Raw genomic sequence first — 20,156 nt, 5'->3', positions numbered from 1 at the left:
TGAAATCGAGAATTTTGATACACGTTCTCTATTTCTTCGGCAAAAATATTGGTGATAAAAATCATGTGCAGTAACTTATGTTACATTCAGAAAATTCTTTTGTTAGAAAGAAAAAAAAACAAAACGATAGACTATTAAAATCTATCGTTTTCAATTAATATAACAACTACTTGTTCAGTATACTATATAGTTCAATAGTTAGTCTTTAATGAGCTTACTATAGATTTCTTTTTCGTCTAATTTTTTTGTGCAGAAGAACCAATCTTTGCAATCTAAATTTTCTTTATCTTCCATCCTTTCTTTTGCAACACCACAAGATCCGGCAGTAGGAACAATCACGTCATCTCCAGGTCTCCAATCTGCAGGAGTGGCTACTCCAAATTCATCTGTAGTCTGCATCGCAATAAGGGCACGATACAATTCATCAAAATTTCTACCGATACTTAATGGATAATAGATAATTGCTCTAATAATGCCTTTTGGGTCAACAAAAAACACTGCTCTTACTGCTTTGGTATTGCTTTCCCCTGGTTGAATCATACCATATTTCTTAGCTACTTCCATTGTAATGTCTTCAATCAATGGAAAAGTAACTTCAATGTCTTTCATTCCATTAAACTCTATTTTTTCTTTAATGGTTCTTAACCAAGCTATATGACTGTAAAGACCATCTACAGATAAGCCAACCAATTCACAATTAGCTTTTCTAAATTTCTCCTGAAGATGTGCAAAAGTCATAAATTCTGAAGTACACACCGGTGTAAAATCAGCAGGGTGACTAAATAGAATACTCCATTTTCCTTGATAATCAGAAGGGAAATTAATTTCACCTTGAGTTGTAACTGCTTTGAACTGCGGAGCTTTTTCTCCAATTCTTGGCATGTTGAATGTTTCTTGTACTTGCTGTTCCATTTTATTTATTTTTTAATTATAGAGCAAATTTAAACCCGTTTTAATAGAAGAAGTGTTACTTGAGTTACACTTACGATAGATGAAATCGATTGCTCTAATTTGCTCTTTTCTGTATATTTTTATTAATGTTTATCCTCTCCTCTTGTTCCTCCATGACCAAGAGCTACTACTCGCAAAATTTTGATATTAAGAATAAGAAATCTAAAAAACTGATAGAACGGATTTTGCATTTTAGATTTCATTTTTGCAGATATTCTTTGTGCCATAACTTTTATTTTAAATTAAGATTAAAAATTTATTCGGGGATCATAAACCAAAATGGTTTCATCTTAGCTTTCCAGAGAAATGCAAAATGTAAAGAATACTTAACCCAATGACCTCCTAAACCAATTTCGCCAAAAGTTTTTTTCAAATCTCTACCGCCAGAATTTTTATATTTTACATAGTCTGGGACAATAGGAAAAGTAGTAATTGTAACCGCAGAACCTTTAGTGAATCCAAATCCTGAAGATGCTACACAAGCAGCTCCCATATTTCCTAAAGAACCACGATGCGGTGTAATAATTTCACCTTTTTTAATACTTTCTATGATATTTTCTGCAACCAATTTAGCAGTAATTCCAGATGGCATTCCTGTTCTTGGTGGCGCTGGAAAAATTTCGGTTCCATTAGGTGATTTTCTCGGTTTAGAAATAGAATGCGGTGGCGCAAAAGCAATTCCCGGAGCAAAAATATTAGGATAGCTTGGATTTTGATAGGTTTCTGGCCAGTCTTGCACCGTCCATTCTTCATAAGGTTTTGCTGTATAATCTGCGTCTACTACCATAAATCCGCGAAATAATTTTTCGGTAATATCTGCTCCATACTTGTCATATGCTTTAAATCCATGTCCAGAAAAAGCAGGAATTAACATTGCAAAATCAAATGTTTCGGTTTTATATTCTCCATTTAAGTTTTCGTAATGAGCAATCCCATTTTCAATTTTGTTTACACCAGCTCCCAAAATCCACTTAATTTCTCTATCTTCAAAAATCATTTCTACCATATCGCTCGATTTCATAATCATATCGCCATATGTAAGCAACATTCCATCCATTCCAAAATCACCAAGTTCATTTTCGTTCGAAATCCAAGTAATTTCTACTTTTTCTCTTAAGCCACAACGTCTTAACTCCGAGTCTACATTCAGAATATATTCAAATGCTGCACCTTGACATGTAGCTTTTGCATGACCAGTTCCAATAAGAATTTTCATTTTCTCATTAGATTTTTTGAGTTTTAATTTTAAATTAGTGAAGGCAGCAGAAGCATGCTCTGCATGATCATAGCTACAAACCGAATAGCATTTATTCGTTCCGGGATTCAAACCTTCGGTTAGGTCAAAGGCTAGTTTCGGTCCTGTAGCATTAATCAAAAAATCATAATCAATTATTTCATGTTTTCCCTTATTATCTCCAAAAACATATTCTGCAATTACATAAGGTTTAGCATTTTTTACATCCCCTTCTGGATGAAAAGAAATTACTTTTGCTTGTTTATAGCCTATATGATGTTTTTTATATAGTGGAGCTAATGGAAATTTCACATCATTAGGAGACATTCTGCCAATACCTACCCAAATATTAGACGGCACCCATTGATAATTAGAATTGGGAGAAACCACCAAAATTTCGTGCTCATTACCCAATTTCCTACGAAGATGCGTAGCTGCGGTATGACCAGCAATACCAGCACCAAGAATTACAATTTTCGACATAATTTATAATTTTGTTACCAAAATAGCAACAATTATTACTTTTAAACTGTAACCCATGTTACAAAAAGCATTTTTTATTAATAATTTTTAAAGGTTTAAATTTTCAATAATTTCTCCAATTTCAAAATATTTTGCTTTTTCGAAATTGATATGATTCTCAGTCAATTCATTGCGTAACCCCATTCCCATTCCGTAATAATAGAATTTATCTACTCCAGAAAGTTGATTGAGGATTTCTGCATGAGAATGATATTTTTTTTCATTACTATCATGATGATGATTACAGCAACCATCTTCGTGATGATGAGCATGAAGATTTTCTTCGAATTTCTCTGAAATTAACTTTCCATTTTCTATTTCAAAAAATGCAAATTCTCTACATTTTCCTGTGTGAGCAGCAATGGTTTCCATGATGGCAATGATAAAGGTAATTCCTAATGTGAGCGGAACAAAAAGCCAATGGTACATTGCTGTAAGGGCAAATTGCGCTCTGCTCCAATTGACCAATTCCCAATCTATATGATTCATCGTTGTAATATTTCTATTTTTTAATTTTTGTCAAAGTATTTTGCAAATATTCTATTCTTTGTTCGTTACTCTCAAAATTAGTTTTAAGAAAGTCCTTAAAGAAAAACATCTTAAGAATTCCGAACATGATAAATAGTTTAACAACAGCAATAATCCAAAGAGATTTACTTTCTTTTGACATAATGCTAAAACCATGTTTATAGAGCTTTACTAACTCGATAAAAGGATACAATAAAAAGTTATAGAAAGTTTGCATTGTTGAAAAATCAAAAATTTATGATGAAAAAAAACTTTAATTTCTACAACACAAAGTTAAGCTAGGAATGCTCTAACTTCTTGGTTTACAAAACGGAGAAAATGGTAATAATTATTTATTTAGATTTTTTCTAAAATCTATAGGAGAAACTCCAGCATTGGATTTAAAGAATTTAGTAAAATACGAATTGTCTTCAAAGTTAAGTTCAAAAGCATTCTGCGAAATGGTAGATTGGGTATTAACCAATAATCTCTTAGCCTCTAAGATGATTCTGTTTCTAATCATTTCCCCAGCTGTTTTACCCGTAATAAATTTACAAACGGAATTTAGATAATTTGGAGTAACAGCTAATTGATCTGCGTAAAATTTAGGATAATGTTCTTCTTTGAAATACTTTTCAAGTGATCCTTCAAATTTTCTTACCAAATTATTTTGAGTATAATTAAAATTAGTTTGGTTCACTGATTTTACATCTTCAGAAATTAATAGTAAAATTTCTAAAATGCACAATTTTGTAAGTTATGATGTATATTTATAACTTCCATCATTAAAATCTAAAATTTTTGCGAAAGCATATTTTATGTCCTTTTGATTATTTTTAATCTGATGATAACAATTTTTGCCACTTTTGCTGAATAAAGGCAATTGATCAATGAAATTTGCTTGTAAAAGAAATTGATTTAATAAATTTTCATTAAAATTTATAAGAAAACCTTTAGTATTTTTATGGTTAAAAACTAAATCGTGAACTTGACCAGGTCTAAGAAAAAAAACAGAATTATCTTGGATTTCGTAATCTTCAAAATCAATTTTATGAGTACCCGAACCCTTCTCTATATAGAGAATTTGATAAAAAGTATGACGGTGCGGTTTTTTAGGAAGGTAAATATCTTCATGAAGCAATTCCTTCAAATCATGAATAATGTAGTTTTGAATATTTTTTTCATTATTCACTAAATCGCAGACATTTAAAACTGGAAATTTCATAAAAAATTAGTTAGAACACTCTCCAGTTTTAGAAAGGGAATGAGAAATGATTTCTGGTGGATTTCCAAGAAGTGGTAAATCATTTTGTTGCCATTTTACCAAACCACCTTCTAAATAGTAAATCTGGTTAAAGTCTCTATCTTCCAAATATTTAGCAACACTTTTACTTCTGACACTGTTGTTACAAACCAAAACGATTTTCTTATCAGCATCAAAATGTGACCATAATTCTTCTATCTCGCTGAAGGGAATATTTTCTACGATAGGAAGTCTCATTTTATACAATTCAAATTCATAGCGTTCTCTCACGTCTACCAATTGAATGGTTTCGTTTATCATCGTTTGAAAGGTATTAGGACAAATGCTTTTCATGGAAATTTTCAATTTATTGGGTTAAAAAAGACTCTGTTGATCTTTATTAAATGCAAAATTGAATTTTTCTAAAAAACCGCTTTGTAACAAGTGTTACAGAAATCAAAAGAGTTGATAACATATATTTAAAACCGAAGTTTTAATTGAAAAAATATAAATAATTAGAATAGAATAGCGCCTTCTAATTCTAGGAGTTTTTGTTTTCGCCAAATTCCACCGCCATAACCTGTAAGATTTCCATCGCTGCCAATCACTCTATGACAAGGAACCAAGATGGAAATTTTATTCATTCCATTGGCATTTGCCACTGCTCTTACTTTTTTGCTATCTCCCAAAATTTCAGATTGTTGGGCATAGCTCCAAGTTTCACCATACGGAATTTTCATCAAGATTTTCCAAACAGATTTCTGAAAATCTGAACCTACAAAATGAAGTGGAACGGTAAATTCTTTTCTTTTTCCTTCAAAATATTCGGTAAGTTGTTCTTCTAAACTATTAAAATGAGGATTCTCTCCTTGAATAATATTGGCATTTAAGGATTTAGAGAGGTGTTTCAGTTCGGTTTCCAGCATTTTTCTGTCTGTAAATTCCAGCATACAAATTCCTTCATCCGTTGCAGCGGCATACATGGTTCCGAGTGGAGTTTCGATGCGTTTTAAATCAATTACTTTCTGATTTTTAGAATTTTTAGGAGACACTCCGAAAACATTTTTAAAACTTTCGGTAAAACCGCTTAAACTTTCGTAGCCACTTTCCAGAGCAGTTTCGGTTACGGTTTCTCCTTGTTGAATTTTCTTAAACGCAGAATTAATTCTGAACATTCTTTGATATGCCTGAAACGTAATTCCATGATTTTTCAGAAACCAACGTCTCATGGTTGCAGGCTCTATTCCACGTTTTACCAAATCGTAATCTTTGAACTTCAAAGAAGGATTTTCTGCTAATTCTGTGATGATTTCCTGAATATATTTCGGGGTTTCGTTCAGTTTTTCTAATGGTTTACAAACCTTACAAGGGCGATATCCTTTTAGAATCGCATCTTTCGTATTGCTGAAAAATTCTACATTTTCGGGTTTTGGTTTTCGGGTAGTACAAGTTGGTCTACAGAAAATTCCCGTAGTTTTTACGCCCATCCAAAAAACGCCTTCGAAACTTGCATCTTTATTGAAAGAAGCATTATACATGATATCGTTAGGTAAGTTCATAAATGATGATTGATATATGATGATTGAAAAAAGATATGATAAACTTTGTCAAAGATTTTAAAACTTTGACAAAGTAATGCAAATGTAGATTTTTAGGAATGGATAATACAACCGAAAAATGAACAAGTATTTTTGATTTTAGATTTTAGATGTGAGATGTTGGATGGGACTCTTCGACTACTGCTAAGAGAGACAAACATTTAAAATTCTGTTGGATTTGCGCGAGGGCGAAGTGTATTGTTGGAGCTCTTTTTAATTTTTTAGAAAAAATTTAAAAAAGCGACTACACGAAGACCGACCTTTTTTCGGCGGATGAAAAAACGCTTTTAGAAATTTTCTAAAAGCGTTTTTAGCGTTGGCAAAAAAAGGACGCGCCCAAAAATTACTTTTTCGGTTCGTTTTTCTTTTTGATGTCGCTTTCTATTTTTTTGATGGCTTTTAAATTATCAATAATCTGTAGCGTTTCTTCTACATTTAGAATTTCTACTGGAATATCTGCTCTGGTTTTGTCCCACTCGAAAACCAAATTCAGTTTTTCGTCTGTAATATCTTCGAAATTAATGGTAAAACGTTCCATTTTTTCGTTCATCATTTTTACAGGAACAGTAGTAGTAGCCACATCTTCTTTTGCATCATAGGTATAAGCTCCCCAATTGTTAACCCCTCTATTTAAAATGATTTTCCATTCTTTTTCTTGAGGAACTACATACAAAGCGTAGGTTCCTTTTTTCACTTTTTGACCGCCAAAAAGCACTTCTTGACCAAAAGTAATTTTGGTAGCTTCATTGGCTCCAGCTCTCCAAACTTGACCGAAAGGAACCAGTTCTCCGAAGACTTTTCTTCCTTTTACCGCTGGTCTACCATATTCTATAGAGATTTTGGTCACCGAAAATTGCTGTTCTACGGTTTGTCTTGGGCTTACAGCTGGAATGTTATATTGTTGAGCAAAACCAAGCATTGCTACATTTAGAAATGCGAAAAGTGAAATTCTTTTTAACATAAATATCATTTTTAAATTTTTGATAAAGATAATATTTTTCAAACAAAAAACCTTTAAGTTTTTTTGTGTGCAAATTGTAAACTACCTGTTTTTGGTAGTTAAATTAATTTTCTTTGCAAAAAATTACAGAGATGGATAACTATATTTACACAGTAGAAATACCAGCAATACTTAATTTATTATTAAATTATGAAACAAGAGAATTTAAAGATTCAAATCCCAGGATTGCAAGGGAAAAAGCTATAATCTATTTATCAGATATAATTAAAAAAGCTATTGAAAGAGAAATTATCACTATTAAATTTTTCACAGATAATAATTCTTTGGAATTAAAAAAAATTGAAAAGAAAGAAGATTTACCTTGTTTAGAAAATACACAAATTTTAGATTTTGAAAAAATTTCAGAGTACTCTATTCAATATTCTTACAATGATTATATAATGTGGGATGCCTATAGAATTAGAAATAACGGTCAAGAAATACTTGAAAATTATGGTTTTCTGAGGATAATGTTATCTAGCTCAAAATATAATATAAAAGAATGCATTTTAGATTTCAAAAACACAGATCATCAATCAATTAATTTAGAAATAAAAATTTTAAAAGATTTTTTAGATTATGTCTTGTCCTGAAAAAAGTTGACTAAAAATTAGATAATATGTCAACAAAAAAGAAAATTTCAAAAATTCCAATTGCCCCACAAATTTATAGCGAAGCATTTAAACGTCAAGTTGTAAGTGAATTTGAGAGGGGTTTATTTACTAAAGCAGAACTTCGAAGACGTTACAATATTCAAGGCAATAGTTGTCTACCAAGATGGTTAAAAAAATATGGTAAATTTACCTATGAAGATAAATTAACTATTGGTCGTCCTATGAAAGATCCTCAACAACAGCGTATAAAAGAGCTAGAGGCTCAATTAGCAAAAAAAGAAGAAGAATTAAAAGTATTCAAACGATTTATTGAAATAGCTGAACGTGAGCTTAAAATTGATATTGTAAAAAAGTCTGGTTCCAAGCAGTTGAAGAAATAAATGTAAATAGTTCATTGACTATTTATGAGTTATGCGAACTGTTTGGATACACAAAACAAGCATTTTACAAGCGAAAGTCAAAGGTAAAAACGCCTAAATACAACTCAGAATTATTACGAAGTTTAGTAGTTACTATTCGTAAGCAATTACCCCGAACAGGTGGCAAGAAACTTTATGTAATGTTACAAGATGAATTTATAAAACATCATATATCAATTGGTCGGGATCATTTTTTAGATTTTTTAAAAGCAGAATATTTACAAGTACCTAAAGTTCGAAGATATTACAAAACAACAAACTCAAGACATTGGATGAAACGCTATCCAAATTTAATTAGCAATTTTGTACTTAACAGACCTGAGCAAGTTTGGGTTGCTGATATAACTTATTTACGAACAAAAGAGAAAACATACTATTTGCATTTACTCACTGATGCTTGTTCCAAGAAAATCGTTGGTTATCAACTGTCAGATAATTTAATGAGTTCAACTACAGTAAAAGCTTTAGAAATGGCTTTGATTAACAGGGAAACAAAAAATCAACTCATTCACCATTCTGATAGAGGTTTACAATATTGCAGTAAAGAGTATACCGAATTGTTAAAGAAAAACAATATTTTAATTAGTATGACGCAAGAATACGACCCGTATGAAAATGCAGTAGCAGAAAGAGTAAATGGAATTTTAAAAGAAGAATTTGGTTTACATGAAATATTTGAAAACTATCAAAATTTAAACAAACAAGTTACACAAGCCATAACTTTATACAACAATTTTAGAATACATATGTCAATTAATATGATAACTCCAAACCAAGCGCATCAACAAAAAACAATACAATTAAAACAATGGAAAAAAATAAATCGTAACAGAATTAATTCTGCTACGATTTAACTATATTTGAATTATTAACGAGTCAACCTTTTTTAGGACAACTCAATCTGAAAAATTTTCAATCTCAACCCATAAAACTGTAAAAGTTGCCCAATGAAAATTTGGGCGACAAAAATGCAATTCCTTCCTTTGGTCGAAAATGCATTTTTGCAATAAAAGGAGCAACCACATTTCTAAAACATTGCCACATCTTTGCTGTTTGATGTTTTTGAAAAGAGGTTGCTGAGTTATTTGTTGATAATTTTTTCTAAAAAATTAATTCCAATTTACTTTCAAATCTTTAAATTCTAGATTTGATTTCGTATCCTCAAACAAGTTTCTTATAGGCTGTGAAGTTTCTTTGAATCTAAAAAATTTTATAAAAAGTGGCTCGTTCTCTATATTTTTAAAAGAAAAAGTTAATTTAATAGGGGTATTAAAAGCCAATTCAGGGTACGGTCTGCTGGATTTGTAAAGATCAATTTCATATTCTACCCCTTCAATATCAAAAATTGAAATATCTCCAATTGTCATCTTTTTGTTCTCATCTTTTGCTTCCACAAGAAAGGTAATACTAATAGTCTTTTCGGCTTTGTTCCCCGTTACTTTTGTTATTTTGAATGAAGAGTTATCTTTTTCTGTTTCTAAAATTGCTTTATTGATTTCAACTATTTTTTTTAGGTAGTCATTTTCTGAAACCAAAACTTTATTCGTTGATATAAGTGCTTCATTTTCTTTTTTTAGAGCTTCGCAATTGTTTTGGCTGAATCCTAGTGTCGTTATAGAAAGCGTGGATAGGATTAATAATTCTTCATTTTGAGTATTTAATGTGTTTACAAATATATCATTAAAATAGCATTTTCAACCAAAAAATGCAATGCTTTATTTCGGTTAATGCTTCCCAGAATGTATCATTTTAAAAATATGTAAAATTGATGGAAAAAGGGCTTCCATTGATTCTCTGGCTCCGTTGGTAGAACCTGGTAAAGCGATAACCAATGTGTCGCCAATTAATCCGCCAATGCTTCTTGATAATATAGAATACGGCATTCGGTTTTGTCCGTATTGCCTTAAATGTTCGCCAATTCCAGGTATTTCTCGATTCAATAATGGTTGAATGGCTTCTGGGGTAAAATCTCGTTTAGAAAGGCCGGTGCCACCAGTGATAATAATGAGTTCTATTTTTTCTGAAATATAGTTCTCAATTTGGTTTTGAATACTTTCTATACCATCTGGAATGATGTCATAATTACAAATTTCTACAGGTTCTGTTTTTAATTTTTCTAAAATAATTTTCCCTGAAAAGTCTTCTTTTTTACCTTCGGAAATACTATCCGAACAAACCAAAACAGCGGTTTTTACCGGATTATCAAAATGGTCTTTTTTGTCTGATTTGCCACCTTTTTTTTCTAATAATTTAATGTTTTTAATCTCAATCTCTTTGTCGATTGGCTTTAGCATATCATAAAAAGTAAGTGCTACCACCGAAGCTGCGTGCATTGCTTCTACTTCCACCCCTGTTTTATAGATGGTTTTTATTTCCACAAAAATAGAAACTTCCAAACCCGAAATTTCATAACTAATTTTCGTGTATTCTATAGGTAATGGATGACAATCGGGAATCATATCCGAAGTTCGTTTAGCAGCATAAAGCCCAGCTGTTTTTGCCATTTCGAACACATCTCCTTTTGGTACGGTTTTATTTTCCAAAGCCAAAATGGTTTCAGGTTTACTTACCGCAACTACCGCTTTTGCGATGGCAATTCTTAATGAATTATATTTGTGTGTTATATCTACCATTCTATTATTTTTAATTTTCTAATTATTTTCTTTCCATTGATGGGTTTCGTCTTCAAAAATTTCTTTTCCCCAAATCGGCACTTCGGCTTTTATTCGTTCTACGAGTTCATCACAGGCTTGTTGTGCTGGTTTTCGATGTTTTGAAGATGTAAAAACAAAAAGGCAAATTTCGCCTGCTTTTATTTTGCCTAAACTATGATAAATGTGCATACATGTCAAAGCGTATTTTGCAAAAATATCTTCCCGAATGGCTGCAATTTTTTGTTCGGCAAGTTCACGATAGGTGGTAAATTCTATGGCTTTTACTACTTTATGGTCTATTTCATCAGCTCTTACTTGTCCTAAGAAAATGGAATGTCCGCCAATATTGGTTTTGTGTTGATGATGGGCGATGCTCGTTGCAATTTTTTCTGGAGAAATGGCTCCTTCTATAAAACTATTTTTCATTTTTTTCTAAAACTACAAAAGGTAAAATTTTGAACAGTATTAAAAGGTGTTTTATGGTCTGTTGTAAAGCAGTTTATCTTTTTAAAATAAGGCAAAAAAGCTTCTTGCAAAGATTTTTCAGAATATTGTTTAATATCGATTCCGCTGCATTTTTTTGGTCCATTTTCCGAAAATGTACCTATAATAAGTACTCCATTAACAGCAATGTTTTCATTAGCAGTTTTGATGTAATTTTCTATGTACTCATGCTCCGTGAGAAAATGAAAAGTAGCTCTATCATGCCAAAAATCGTATTTTTCTATTGGTTGAAAATGTGCTGCATTGGCTTCAATCCATTTTACATTTTTGGCTTTATCTCCAAGTCTTTGTTTTGCTCTATCTAAAGCATATTTAGAAATATCAAGCACCGAAATGTCTTGATGACCAAGTTCTAATAAATAATCTACCAAATAGCTGTCGCCATCACCAACATCAATAATTTTAGCATAATTGTGAACGGAAAACATTTCGAAAAAGCCTAAAGAAGTTTGAGGTTTTTGTTGAAACCAACTTACTTCATTCAGTTGCTTGGTTTGGTATATATTTTCCCAATGTTCTTTTGTATTCATTATTATTTCTTAAAAATTTCTACTCCTTTTTGTACCGAATAACAAGGTTTTGCATAAGCCTTTTCTTGTAACAAAAGTACTGCTTTTTTGCTTCTTATTCCACTTTTGCAAATAAAAACCAGAACATCAAATTGTTGTAATAATGTAATGTTTTCGGGCAAATCAGACAAAGGAATTTCAAGCACAGGAAAGATTGTTATTTTAGGCAATTCGTTTTTTTCTCGTACATCTATCAACACTGATTTTTCTTGGCTTAAAATATGTTCCAAATCTTTCAGTTCTTCCAGAGAAAATTCATCAGCACAGAAAAATCCATAATTATTTTGTAGAATTTCTTCTTTAGATGTTGGCAAAAATATTTTTTCGTTTTTAAATATAGAAAGCTGTGTTATTTGATTAATCAAACTATTGAATAACAATAGTTTACCAGAATTTACAACACCTATTTTTGTTATGATTTTGATAACTTCATTGGCTTGCAAACTCCCCGTAATACCTGCATGTGTACCAATAACGCCCGCTTCATTGCAATTCGGAACTGCTTTTTCATTAGGGATTTCCGAAAAAACATCTCTCAAATTATAGGGATTTTCTCCATAATGAAATACAGACAATTGAGCTTCAAACTGATAAATAGATGCAAAAACCAAAGGTTTTTTTTGTAAATAACAGACATCATTCAGTAAATATCGAATCGAAAAATGATCGGTACAATCTACTACCACGTCATAATCTGTTATAATTTTGAAAATAGAAAGAGTATCAATAAAAAAATCATAAACTTCGAGCTCTATTGTTGAATTTAATTTTGTAATTTTTTCTTTTGCAACTTGTGCTTTATTTTTACCTAATTCTGTTTCATTGTATAATACTTGTCTTTGTAAATTACTTATTTCTACTTTATCTCCATCTGCAATTCCTAATTTTCCGACTCCTGCAGCAGCAAGATATTGTAGTACAGGAACGCCTAAACCTCCTGCTCCAACTACCAAAACTTTAGATTTTGCCAATAAGTTTTGGGCTTCATTACCAAAATTCGGTAAAATAATTTGTCTGGAATATCTTTGCATTTTTTTAGAATTTATCCACCAGAAAATGGTGGCATTAGAGCGATAGATTGAGGTTGAATAATCATATAATCTTCATCAGAAATCAGTTCATCGTTTATGGCAATGCTATACATTAGGGTTTTCAACAACGGAAATTGCTCTTCTAATGTAGTTTTGAGTTCTGCCAAATTCATAGGAAACGCCAGTTCTATTTCCTTATTTACAATTTCTGTAATTTTCCCAAAGGTTTTAATTTCCATAGTTAAATAACTTTTCTGCCGTTTTTAATTCTTTTAAAGTGTTGATATTCAGTTTTTCTAAAGAAGAGAAGTTAAATTCAATTTTTTTAAGACTGTTTTCGTTAACAAATTTCATCAATTTCAATTGGTTTTGTAAAATATTTTCTTTCAATTTTTCGAATAAATGAAACGGATAAATCCCAAAAAGCGGATAAATTTTATCTTCTGAAAACGCCAAAGTCAATTCGCATTTTTGATGATTTTCTAGTAAATGAGTAATCTGTTTTTCAGTAATAAATGGCGTATCTACACTGATGATGAGGCAATCTGTTTGAGCATCATTCAAAGCGGTAAAAATTCCACCTAAAGGTCCTTTTTTGGGATAAACATCTTCTAGAACTTCTAAATTAAATTTATGATAATTAATATGATGAGCGATTATTTTTATGTCAAGGTCTAGCTTTTGCAAAGTCTCAATTAAATAAGAAATTAAAGGTTTTTGATGAAGTAGCACCAATCCTTTATCCGTTCCCATTCGTGAACTTTTTCCGCCAGAAAGAATGTATGTTTTCATGTTGATTTAGGTTGTAAAAAGTTTGAAACAAGCAATTATTAATACAAAAGCAAGCGTGTATTGTATCCACAGAATTTTGAATTTGTTAGCTCCAAAAAATCCACCCAAAATCCCTCCAAAAAGCGTGAAAATAAGTATCTGTACAATATTTTCGGAAAATTGAAGTGTAGCAAAACTCTTTCCCAACAATCCTGCTAAAGAATTTACAAAAATGAAAATGGCACTTACAGCTGCAGTTTGTTTTACGGTGCACCAACCCAAAAGTATCAAAATTGGACTTAAAATAACACCTCCACCAATGCCTAATAAGCCTGAAAGTAAGCCAATTAATAATCCTAAAACAATGACTAATAATAAATTTTGTTTCACCTGAAATTGCATTTTTGGAAAAAATCCTAAAAATTTTACAATGGGGATAAACAAAATAAGTCCTAAAATTATTTTGTACCATTTATTGTCCAATGTCCACATTCCTCCTAAAAAAGCCATGGGAATTGAAAATACGATAAGCATGAAAAACAATTTGAAAGGAAACTCTTCTTTTTTGAAAAATTGAGTAAACGAAATAAAAGACACAAAAAGATTCAAAAACAGGGCATTACTTTTAATTTCACTTTGCGGAAATGCAAAAATCGCCATCAATGCAATGTAACCGCTTGCTCCGCCGTGGCCAACCGAAGCGTATAAAAATGCAACTACCGAAAATAGCAGTAGAATTTCCATATCAATTTCGAAATTTTATGACTTCAACTTTGTCACCTATCTGAAAATGTTCTTGATTTTCAGTTAGTATAGCAAATGCATTGGCTTTGGTATACGCATCCATTTGGTAAGACAATTGGTTGTTGAGGATTTCCACTTTATTATTTTCTACAAAAGCTTTTACAAAATGCGTAAGTCCCGATTTTTTAATATATTCATTCATTAAAATGCCAAATTCTTTTTTTGTAAAACTTTCAATACCCATTTTTTCTTTAATAAAAGGTTTTAAATAAACATGAAAACACATCACCACCGCACTCGGATTTCCTGGAAGTGCAAAAATTTCTGTATTGTTCAACGTTCCAAAAAACAAAGGTTTGCCAGGTTTTTGCTTTACTCTGTAAAATGATTCTTGAACGTCTAAATCATCTAAAACAGGTTTTAAAAAATCATAATCACCTACCGAAATTCCGCCGGTAAATATTAGAACATCTACTTTTTCTACATTTTCTTGAATTGCATTTTTCAATTCATTTTTATTATCATCTACCCAAATAGAAAACGATAATTTTAAACCAATTTCTTCAAAAGCCGCAGTAAGAAAAACTGAATTACTATCGTAAATTTGATAATTTTCTAAAGAATTTCCAGCTTTTACCAGTTCTTTTCCTGTAGTAATGATGCCAATTTTGGGAGGAGCAAAAACTTCAAGTTCAGCAATGCCGAAAGTTGCCAAAAAACCAATATATTCCGCTGTTATTTTGGTATTTTTTTTCAGAATTAAAGTTCCTTTTTGTGTTTGTGTTCCTTTTTGTCGAACATTGGCGTTTTTATTCACTTTTTTTTGGAATTTTAACATTCCATTTTCAACCAAAACATCTTCTTGAGGAATTACTGTATCTCCATTTTCAGGAATCGGAGCACCGGTGAAGATTCTTGCAGCTTCTCCTTTTTTTAAAGGTAAAAGCGCATCTGTGCCTGCTTGAATTTCGTTGATTATTTGAAGGTTTAATTCATTTAAAAAATCCTCAAACCGAAAGACATAACCGTCCATTGCAGCATTATCAAAAGAGGGTACGTTGATAGGAGCAAAAACATCATCAGCCGAAACCAAATGAAGGCAATTTGCCAAAGGTAGAATTTCAGTTTTACGATGTTTACTTTTGTTTTTAAGAACCTCAATTGCAGATTGATGAGTTGTCATGAAAATTTTGAATATTTTAGAAAATTTGTTAAATGCTTTTTACCCACCAATTTTTATCATGCTCCGATTTTCTAAATTATGGGGTTGTATGTTTTTGTAATCGTCGAATTGTCCTCCTAATTTTTGATGTTTTAAGAAAATTGATTTTTTGATGATGGGAATGATGTTTTCTCCTTTTCTAAAAGCGGAAATAAGGTCTAATTCATCTTTTCCGAAGAGGCAATTTTTCATTTTACCATCTGCAGTTATTCTCATTCGGTTGCAGGTGCTACAAAACGAATCAGAAAGCGTAGAAATAAAACTTATCGTACCAGAATGCCCGAAAATTCCAAATTTTTTATCGGTATCGTTTTTATCGTCTTTCAATTTGAATAAAGAAAATTGTTCACTTATTTTCTGTAAAGCAATTTTATTGCTCAAGACTTTTTCTTTATTCCAATTATTCTGGTCAAAGGGCATAAATTCTATTAGTCTAATATGAATAGGAAGATCTTTGGTAAGATTTACAAAATCAATAATTTCATCATCATTAACGCCCTTTATCACTACCATATTCAGTTTTACGTGTATGTTTTCTTGCATACAGCGTTGGATGTTTTCCCAAACTTTAGCAAAGTGATTGCGTTGTGTAATGGTTTTAAATTTTTGGTCATTTAGCGTATCTAAACTGATATTAATGGAAGAAATATCTGCTTTTTTGAGTTCCTCCAAATAGTTATCAATTAGTAAACCATTGGTTGTAATGCCTATTTTGATGGGTAATAAAGATAGTTTTGAGATAATTTCGCCAAAATCTTTTCTTACCAAAGGTTCGCCACCAGTCAATCGTATTTTATTAACGCCCAACTGTACAAAAATTTTTGAAATGTCAAAAATTTCTTCGGGAGACATTAAAAGTTTTTGTTTCAGAAAACTCATTTTTTCATCAGGCATACAATAGGAACAGCGGAAGTTGCAATTATCGGTAATGGATAATCGCAAGTAATCGTGTATTCTATTGTACCTATCTTTCAACATTGATTATTTTACATTTTTAGGTAAAAAATACAGCCAAATAGTACCTGCCAAAAATAAAACCAATGAAGCAATAAAAGTACTGTAAGCTACTTCTTGATGCCCATCTAAGGCATTGTTTAAAGCGGTGTAAAGTAACCAAATCTGAATCAGTAAATTCGCTAAAAGCACTACAATAAGGGTAGACATAATCATGCTTTTTTTCTGCGGATGTGCATTTTCTTGCCCAGTTCTGAAATTACTCATACGTTTTCTGTTTTAGGATGTTGTACAAAAATATCGTCTCCTTGCAAAGTAACCACTAATTTTTTTAAAGGTCTTGGTGGTGGTCCTTGCAATACTTCACCAGTTTTTACATCAAACCAACCGTTATGACAAGGGCATTCTATTTTCAAAGTACCTGGTTTGTAATACACAGCACAAGAAAGATGTGTGCATTTTTGTTCATAAGCATAAAATTCGCCTTCTTCGGTATGTATTAAAATATAAGGAACGGAGTCATTTTTTAGCACAAAAGACTTAGTTCCGCCTACCGGAATATCATTTTTGGCGCAAATTTTTTGTTTTTCCCCTATTGTTTTATCATCAGAAAAAAATGTTTTTGCAGCAATAATTCCGTTTCCTAAAACCATTCCTCCTGAAACTACTGCCAGTAATTTTGCAAAATCTCTTCGGCTTACTTGGATGGCTTCACCTCTATTTATAGGAAAATCTTGCTTCCAATGTTTATCTTCGTTTTCCATTATTAAGAATTGATAGTTTAAAAAATTGTTTAAAAATTAAAATATTTTTAGTTCTGTGCTTCCTTTTGGCATCATAATGTTCACTTTTGTTTTTACGGTTTCCATCCCGAAAATAAATCGATTAACAGGCGTAGAATTAGGCCTCATTTTTTCCATTTCTTCTTTGGTACCATAAAACAAAGCTCCACTAGGGCAAACCGTTGCACACATTGGTTTTTTGCCAATACTAGTTCTGTCGTAGCACATATTACATTTCATCATTAGGTCATATTGTTCCATTTTTTTTGGAACACCAAACGGACAAGCCATCACGCAATTAGAGCATCCAATACACCGAGAAGTATTGGCAGTATGCACAATTCCGAATTCATCTTTGGTAATCGCATCTGCAGGGCAAACATTGGCACAAACAGGGTCTTCGCAGTGCATACACACTTGTACGGTGGTTTGTATGGTTTCGGCTCTATTTACATAATTGACATGAATCATTGGTTCTTCGCCATTGGTTTCGCATTCTGCACAAGCGGCTTCGCAGGATTTACAACCGATACATCGCTGCATATCTACAAAAAACTCTTCTTGTAATTTATAATATTGAGACATATTTTATGAACTTTTATAAGCTTCTGAAAATTTATTTACTTCCACTATTTTCCCTGTAGGTTGTAATGAACAAGCACTTACTTTAAATTCAGGAATTTTAGAAATTGGGTCAAGATGTCCGCTGGTTAATTGGTTAGCAGACTTTTTTCCAGGCCAATGATAGGGTAGGAAAACAGTGTCTTCTCTTATCGTTTCTACAATATTTGCTGGAAATTTCGCCTCTCCTCTTTTGGTTTTAACTATAACTTCTTCGTTTTGATTAATGCCGTATTGAGTGGCCAATTTAGGATGAATTTCTAAAAGAGGTTGAGCAAATTGATGAACTAATTTTCCTATTCTACGAGTCTGTGAACCGCTCAAATATTGAGAAACCACACGTCCTGTTGTTAAAATAATTGGGTATTCCTCATCAATTGGGTCTCCGCTTTCGTGATATTTCACGGCATTGAAATGAGCTTTTCCATCTGGAGTTTTAAATTTTTTATCCTCCCAAAGTCTAGGTGTTCCGGGATGATCTAAATCGGGACAAGGCCAAAAAACACCCATATTTTTTTCGATTTTATCATAAGTGATTCCGTAATAATCTGCGGTACCTCCTTTTGAAGCCACACGCAATTCGTTAAAGATAGCTTCACTATTTTCATACGAAAATTTATCTGCAGCTCCCAATCGTCTGGCAATTTCCAATAAAATCTCGGTATCTGTTTTGGCTCCTTTTGGTGGATCAACAGCTTTTCTAATGCGAACCACTCGACCTTCTGCGGTAGTTACTGTACCCTCTTCTTCTTCGTGCAAAGAACCGGGTAAAACAATATTGGCATGTCTTAAAGTTTCACTCAAAAAGAAATCGATACCCACATAAAATTCTAATTTTTCTAATGCTTCACGAACATAATTACTGTTAGGCAAAGACACCAAAGGATTGAAACAAATAGAAATTAGTCCTTTTATTTCTCCGCGATGAATGGCTTCAATAATCTCATAGGCCGAAAGTCCTTTGCCTGGCAATTCTGATTCTTCAATGCCCCAAACTTGCGAAATATATTTTCTGTGTTCTGGATTTTCTATGTCTCTATTGCCAGGAAGTTGATCACATTTGTGACCATGTTCTCTTCCTCCTTGTCCGTTACCTTGGCCTGTAATGGTTCCGTAACCGCAATAAGGTCGGCCAATTCTTCCTGAAGCCAGCACAATGTTGATGCAACTCAAAACATTTTCAACACCTTTTGTGTGGTGCTCAATTCCTCTTGCGTGAAGCAAAAATGAAGTAGCAGCTTTGCCCCAAAGTTTTGCGGCTTCTTCTATTTTTTCTTTCTTGGTTCCCGTAATTTCTTCGGCCCATTCTAAGGAATACTCTTTTACAGCTTCTTTAGCTGCTTCAAAACCCGAGGTATGATTGTCGATAAAATCATGGTCAAGCATATCATGTTGCACCATATAATTGAGAATGGCACCAAAAAGAGCCGAATCGGTACCGGGGCGAATGTCTAAATGAAGATCGGCAGTTCTTGCCAAAGGAATCATTCGAGGGTCAACCACAATGAGTTTTGCGCCATTATCACGTGCTTTCCAAATCCAATGCGTTAGTGTTGGAAAGGTTTCAGAAACATTGGCTCCTGTGACAATAATGACTTCTGCTTTTTCTAAATCCTGATAATTATTGGATGTTCGATCTAATCCGAAGGCCTTTTTGTTACCAGCACCTGCCGAAACCATACAAAGGCGACCATTATAATCTAAATTTTTAGTTTTGAGAGCTGTTCTAGCAAATTTACCAACCATATATGATTTTTCGTTGCTAAGAGAAACTCCCGATAACATGGCAAAAGCATCGTTACCATATTGTGATTGTATTCTTTTAATTTCAGAAATGGTAGAATCCATGGCTTCATCCCAAGAAATAGGCACAAAACCAACTCCCGGTTTATTTAGAATTGGAGCAGTCAAACGGTCTTCGTGGTTGTTTTGCATGTATCTCAAAACCCCCTTCGGACAAAGTCTTCCTTCATTAAAGGGAAATTCCATCCAAGGTTCAAAACCCACAACTTTGTTGTTTTTTGCCAATAATTTTATTCCGCACTGCATACCACAGAAACAACAGTGAGTTTCAATTATGCTATCTGGCTCATCTCTTCCGGGTATTGCCTCCTTATTTGGCATATGTAGAGAAGGGCCATATTGAGCAATTATTTTTTCGGCATCTATAGGTAATTTTGCCATAATTTTTATTTAATTTTTTATGAATTAATCTG

At 32.3% G+C, this 20,156-nt stretch carries 26 protein-coding genes; 2 read left to right on the top strand and 24 right to left on the bottom strand.

Annotated elements, in window-relative coordinates; translation table 11 throughout:
* Positions 1–198: 198 nt before the first annotated feature.
* The 10 genes from KKQ76_RS03250 to KKQ76_RS03205 form a co-directional block, all read right to left on the bottom strand.
* Positions 199–912, bottom strand: coding sequence for a peroxiredoxin (locus tag KKQ76_RS03250; protein ID WP_213195802.1), 714 nt, complete (start codon positions 910–912; stop codon positions 199–201).
* Positions 913–1,034: 122 nt separating this feature from the next.
* The gene (locus KKQ76_RS03245) at positions 1,035–1,178 is read right to left on the bottom strand and encodes a hypothetical protein (protein WP_213195801.1); all 144 of its coding nucleotides are present in this window, start codon (positions 1,176–1,178) and stop codon (positions 1,035–1,037) included.
* Between the two features lie 29 nt (positions 1,179–1,207).
* A complete protein-coding gene (locus KKQ76_RS03240) occupies positions 1,208–2,668 on the bottom strand; it encodes an NAD(P)/FAD-dependent oxidoreductase (RefSeq protein ID WP_213195800.1) in 1,461 nt (486 codons plus the stop codon).
* A gap of 87 nt (positions 2,669–2,755) precedes the next feature.
* On the bottom strand, positions 2,756–3,196 hold the full coding sequence (locus KKQ76_RS03235) for a NifB/NifX family molybdenum-iron cluster-binding protein (RefSeq protein ID WP_213195799.1): 441 nt from the start codon (positions 3,194–3,196) through the stop codon (positions 2,756–2,758).
* A gap of 13 nt (positions 3,197–3,209) precedes the next feature.
* Positions 3,210–3,452, bottom strand: a complete 243-nt coding sequence (locus tag KKQ76_RS12810; protein ID WP_374450700.1) for a DUF4492 domain-containing protein — start codon at positions 3,450–3,452, stop codon at positions 3,210–3,212.
* A gap of 111 nt (positions 3,453–3,563) precedes the next feature.
* Complete coding sequence (locus KKQ76_RS03225) at positions 3,564–3,962, bottom strand: helix-turn-helix domain-containing protein (RefSeq protein ID WP_213195797.1); 399 nt, start codon at positions 3,960–3,962, stop codon at positions 3,564–3,566.
* Between the two features lie 9 nt (positions 3,963–3,971).
* Positions 3,972–4,439, bottom strand: a complete 468-nt coding sequence (locus KKQ76_RS03220; RefSeq protein WP_213195796.1) for an AraC family ligand binding domain-containing protein — start codon at positions 4,437–4,439, stop codon at positions 3,972–3,974.
* A 6-nt stretch (positions 4,440–4,445) separates the two neighbouring features.
* Positions 4,446–4,811, bottom strand: coding sequence for a rhodanese-like domain-containing protein (locus KKQ76_RS03215; RefSeq protein WP_213195795.1), 366 nt, complete (start codon positions 4,809–4,811; stop codon positions 4,446–4,448).
* Positions 4,812–4,972: 161 nt separating this feature from the next.
* A complete protein-coding gene (locus KKQ76_RS12790) occupies positions 4,973–6,016 on the bottom strand; it encodes a bifunctional transcriptional activator/DNA repair enzyme AdaA (RefSeq protein WP_213195794.1) in 1,044 nt (347 codons plus the stop codon).
* Positions 6,017–6,398: 382 nt separating this feature from the next.
* Positions 6,399–7,016, bottom strand: a complete 618-nt coding sequence (locus KKQ76_RS03205; RefSeq protein WP_213195793.1) for a DUF2911 domain-containing protein — start codon at positions 7,014–7,016, stop codon at positions 6,399–6,401.
* Positions 7,017–7,147: 131 nt separating this feature from the next.
* Here KKQ76_RS03205 and KKQ76_RS03200 point away from each other — a divergent pair, with 131 nt between their 5' ends.
* Together KKQ76_RS03200 and KKQ76_RS03195 are read left to right on the top strand one after the other, a co-directional pair.
* On the top strand, positions 7,148–7,648 hold the full coding sequence (locus KKQ76_RS03200) for a hypothetical protein (protein WP_213195792.1): 501 nt from the start codon (positions 7,148–7,150) through the stop codon (positions 7,646–7,648).
* Between the two features lie 26 nt (positions 7,649–7,674).
* Positions 7,675–8,942, top strand: a protein-coding gene (locus KKQ76_RS03195) for an IS3 family transposase (protein ID WP_213195791.1) whose coding sequence is annotated in 2 segments (ribosomal slippage) — positions 7,675–8,014 and positions 8,014–8,942 — 1,269 coding nt in all. Because the reading frame shifts where the segments join, the coding sequence is not laid out codon by codon here.
* A 255-nt stretch (positions 8,943–9,197) separates the two neighbouring features.
* Here KKQ76_RS03195 and KKQ76_RS03190 read toward each other — a convergent pair.
* The 14 genes from KKQ76_RS03190 to KKQ76_RS03125 form a co-directional block, all read right to left on the bottom strand.
* On the bottom strand, positions 9,198–9,623 hold the full coding sequence (locus KKQ76_RS03190; RefSeq protein WP_246501328.1) for a transposase: 426 nt from the start codon (positions 9,621–9,623) through the stop codon (positions 9,198–9,200).
* 189 nt (positions 9,624–9,812) lie between these two features.
* Positions 9,813–10,721: a bifunctional molybdenum cofactor biosynthesis protein MoaC/MoaB gene (gene moaCB / locus KKQ76_RS03185; RefSeq protein WP_213195790.1), complete on the bottom strand. Its 909-nt coding sequence runs from the start codon at positions 10,719–10,721 to the stop codon at positions 9,813–9,815.
* An 18-nt stretch (positions 10,722–10,739) separates the two neighbouring features.
* Positions 10,740–11,168 carry a molybdenum cofactor biosynthesis protein MoaE gene (locus KKQ76_RS03180; RefSeq protein WP_213195789.1) on the bottom strand — a complete coding sequence of 143 codons (429 nt, stop codon included), beginning with the start codon at positions 11,166–11,168 and terminating at the stop codon, positions 10,740–10,742.
* Positions 11,165–11,776 carry a class I SAM-dependent methyltransferase gene (locus KKQ76_RS03175; protein WP_213195788.1) on the bottom strand — a complete coding sequence of 204 codons (612 nt, stop codon included), beginning with the start codon at positions 11,774–11,776 and terminating at the stop codon, positions 11,165–11,167. The genes KKQ76_RS03180 and KKQ76_RS03175 overlap by 4 nt, the downstream gene beginning before the upstream one ends.
* Positions 11,777–11,778: 2 nt before the next feature.
* Entirely contained in the window at positions 11,779–12,846 is a 1,068-nt protein-coding gene (locus KKQ76_RS03170; RefSeq protein WP_213195787.1) for a HesA/MoeB/ThiF family protein, read from the bottom strand.
* Between the two features lie 11 nt (positions 12,847–12,857).
* Positions 12,858–13,085 (bottom strand): MoaD/ThiS family protein, encoded by a 228-nt coding sequence (locus KKQ76_RS03165; protein ID WP_213195786.1) that lies wholly within the window; start codon positions 13,083–13,085, stop codon positions 12,858–12,860.
* Positions 13,075–13,638, bottom strand: a complete 564-nt coding sequence (locus KKQ76_RS03160) for a molybdenum cofactor guanylyltransferase (RefSeq protein WP_213195785.1) — start codon at positions 13,636–13,638, stop codon at positions 13,075–13,077. The genes KKQ76_RS03165 and KKQ76_RS03160 overlap by 11 nt, the downstream gene beginning before the upstream one ends.
* Positions 13,639–13,644: 6 nt before the next feature.
* Positions 13,645–14,361, bottom strand: a complete 717-nt coding sequence (locus KKQ76_RS03155) for a sulfite exporter TauE/SafE family protein (RefSeq protein ID WP_213195784.1) — start codon at positions 14,359–14,361, stop codon at positions 13,645–13,647.
* A 1-nt stretch (position 14,362) separates the two neighbouring features.
* The gene (locus tag KKQ76_RS03150) at positions 14,363–15,544 is read right to left on the bottom strand and encodes a molybdopterin molybdotransferase MoeA (RefSeq protein WP_213195783.1); all 1,182 of its coding nucleotides are present in this window, start codon (positions 15,542–15,544) and stop codon (positions 14,363–14,365) included.
* A gap of 39 nt (positions 15,545–15,583) precedes the next feature.
* Positions 15,584–16,561: a GTP 3',8-cyclase MoaA gene (gene moaA, locus KKQ76_RS03145; protein WP_213195782.1), complete on the bottom strand. Its 978-nt coding sequence runs from the start codon at positions 16,559–16,561 to the stop codon at positions 15,584–15,586.
* A gap of 3 nt (positions 16,562–16,564) precedes the next feature.
* A complete protein-coding gene (locus KKQ76_RS03140) occupies positions 16,565–16,804 on the bottom strand; it encodes a DUF6755 family protein (protein WP_213195781.1) in 240 nt (79 codons plus the stop codon).
* Positions 16,801–17,301 (bottom strand): Rieske (2Fe-2S) protein, encoded by a 501-nt coding sequence (locus KKQ76_RS03135; protein WP_213195780.1) that lies wholly within the window; start codon positions 17,299–17,301, stop codon positions 16,801–16,803. The genes KKQ76_RS03140 and KKQ76_RS03135 overlap by 4 nt, the downstream gene beginning before the upstream one ends.
* A 36-nt stretch (positions 17,302–17,337) precedes the next feature.
* Positions 17,338–17,904, bottom strand: coding sequence for a 4Fe-4S dicluster domain-containing protein (locus tag KKQ76_RS03130; RefSeq protein ID WP_213195779.1), 567 nt, complete (start codon positions 17,902–17,904; stop codon positions 17,338–17,340).
* 3 nt (positions 17,905–17,907) lie between these two features.
* Positions 17,908–20,124, bottom strand: coding sequence for a molybdopterin oxidoreductase family protein (locus tag KKQ76_RS03125; RefSeq protein ID WP_213195778.1), 2,217 nt, complete (start codon positions 20,122–20,124; stop codon positions 17,908–17,910).
* Positions 20,125–20,156: the final 32 nt, after the last annotated feature.

The organism is Cloacibacterium caeni, assembly GCF_907163105.1.
Taxonomy (GTDB): Bacteria; Bacteroidota; Bacteroidia; order Flavobacteriales; family Weeksellaceae; genus Cloacibacterium; species Cloacibacterium caeni_A.
The sequence above is the reverse complement of the archived record's forward strand: the minus strand, read 5'-3'. Positions and strand labels throughout refer to the sequence as shown.

Coding starts and splice junctions, on each gene's coding strand:
- KKQ76_RS03250 (WP_213195802.1), bottom strand. CDS start 912: ATGGAACAGCAAGTACAAGAAACATTCAACATGCCAAGAATTGGAGAA.
- KKQ76_RS03245 (WP_213195801.1), bottom strand. CDS start 1,178: ATGGCACAAAGAATATCTGCAAAAATGAAATCTAAAATGCAAAATCCG.
- KKQ76_RS03240 (WP_213195800.1), bottom strand. CDS start 2,668: ATGTCGAAAATTGTAATTCTTGGTGCTGGTATTGCTGGTCATACCGCA.
- KKQ76_RS03235 (WP_213195799.1), bottom strand. CDS start 3,196: ATGAATCATATAGATTGGGAATTGGTCAATTGGAGCAGAGCGCAATTT.
- KKQ76_RS12810 (WP_374450700.1), bottom strand. CDS start 3,452: ATGCAAACTTTCTATAACTTTTTATTGTATCCTTTTATCGAGTTAGTA.
- KKQ76_RS03220 (WP_213195796.1), bottom strand. CDS start 4,439: ATGAAATTTCCAGTTTTAAATGTCTGCGATTTAGTGAATAATGAAAAA.
- KKQ76_RS03215 (WP_213195795.1), bottom strand. CDS start 4,811: ATGAAAAGCATTTGTCCTAATACCTTTCAAACGATGATAAACGAAACC.
- KKQ76_RS12790 (WP_213195794.1), bottom strand. CDS start 6,016: ATGAACTTACCTAACGATATCATGTATAATGCTTCTTTCAATAAAGAT.
- KKQ76_RS03205 (WP_213195793.1), bottom strand. CDS start 7,016: ATGTTAAAAAGAATTTCACTTTTCGCATTTCTAAATGTAGCAATGCTT.
- KKQ76_RS03200 (WP_213195792.1), top strand. CDS start 7,148: ATGGATAACTATATTTACACAGTAGAAATACCAGCAATACTTAATTTA.
- moaCB (WP_213195790.1), bottom strand. CDS start 10,721: ATGGTAGATATAACACACAAATATAATTCATTAAGAATTGCCATCGCA.
- KKQ76_RS03180 (WP_213195789.1), bottom strand. CDS start 11,168: ATGAAAAATAGTTTTATAGAAGGAGCCATTTCTCCAGAAAAAATTGCA.
- KKQ76_RS03175 (WP_213195788.1), bottom strand. CDS start 11,776: ATGAATACAAAAGAACATTGGGAAAATATATACCAAACCAAGCAACTG.
- KKQ76_RS03170 (WP_213195787.1), bottom strand. CDS start 12,846: ATGCAAAGATATTCCAGACAAATTATTTTACCGAATTTTGGTAATGAA.
- KKQ76_RS03165 (WP_213195786.1), bottom strand. CDS start 13,085: ATGGAAATTAAAACCTTTGGGAAAATTACAGAAATTGTAAATAAGGAA.
- KKQ76_RS03160 (WP_213195785.1), bottom strand. CDS start 13,638: ATGAAAACATACATTCTTTCTGGCGGAAAAAGTTCACGAATGGGAACG.
- KKQ76_RS03155 (WP_213195784.1), bottom strand. CDS start 14,361: ATGGAAATTCTACTGCTATTTTCGGTAGTTGCATTTTTATACGCTTCG.
- KKQ76_RS03150 (WP_213195783.1), bottom strand. CDS start 15,544: ATGACAACTCATCAATCTGCAATTGAGGTTCTTAAAAACAAAAGTAAA.
- moaA (WP_213195782.1), bottom strand. CDS start 16,561: ATGTTGAAAGATAGGTACAATAGAATACACGATTACTTGCGATTATCC.
- KKQ76_RS03140 (WP_213195781.1), bottom strand. CDS start 16,804: ATGAGTAATTTCAGAACTGGGCAAGAAAATGCACATCCGCAGAAAAAA.
- KKQ76_RS03135 (WP_213195780.1), bottom strand. CDS start 17,301: ATGGAAAACGAAGATAAACATTGGAAGCAAGATTTTCCTATAAATAGA.
- KKQ76_RS03130 (WP_213195779.1), bottom strand. CDS start 17,904: ATGTCTCAATATTATAAATTACAAGAAGAGTTTTTTGTAGATATGCAG.
- KKQ76_RS03125 (WP_213195778.1), bottom strand. CDS start 20,124: ATGGCAAAATTACCTATAGATGCCGAAAAAATAATTGCTCAATATGGC.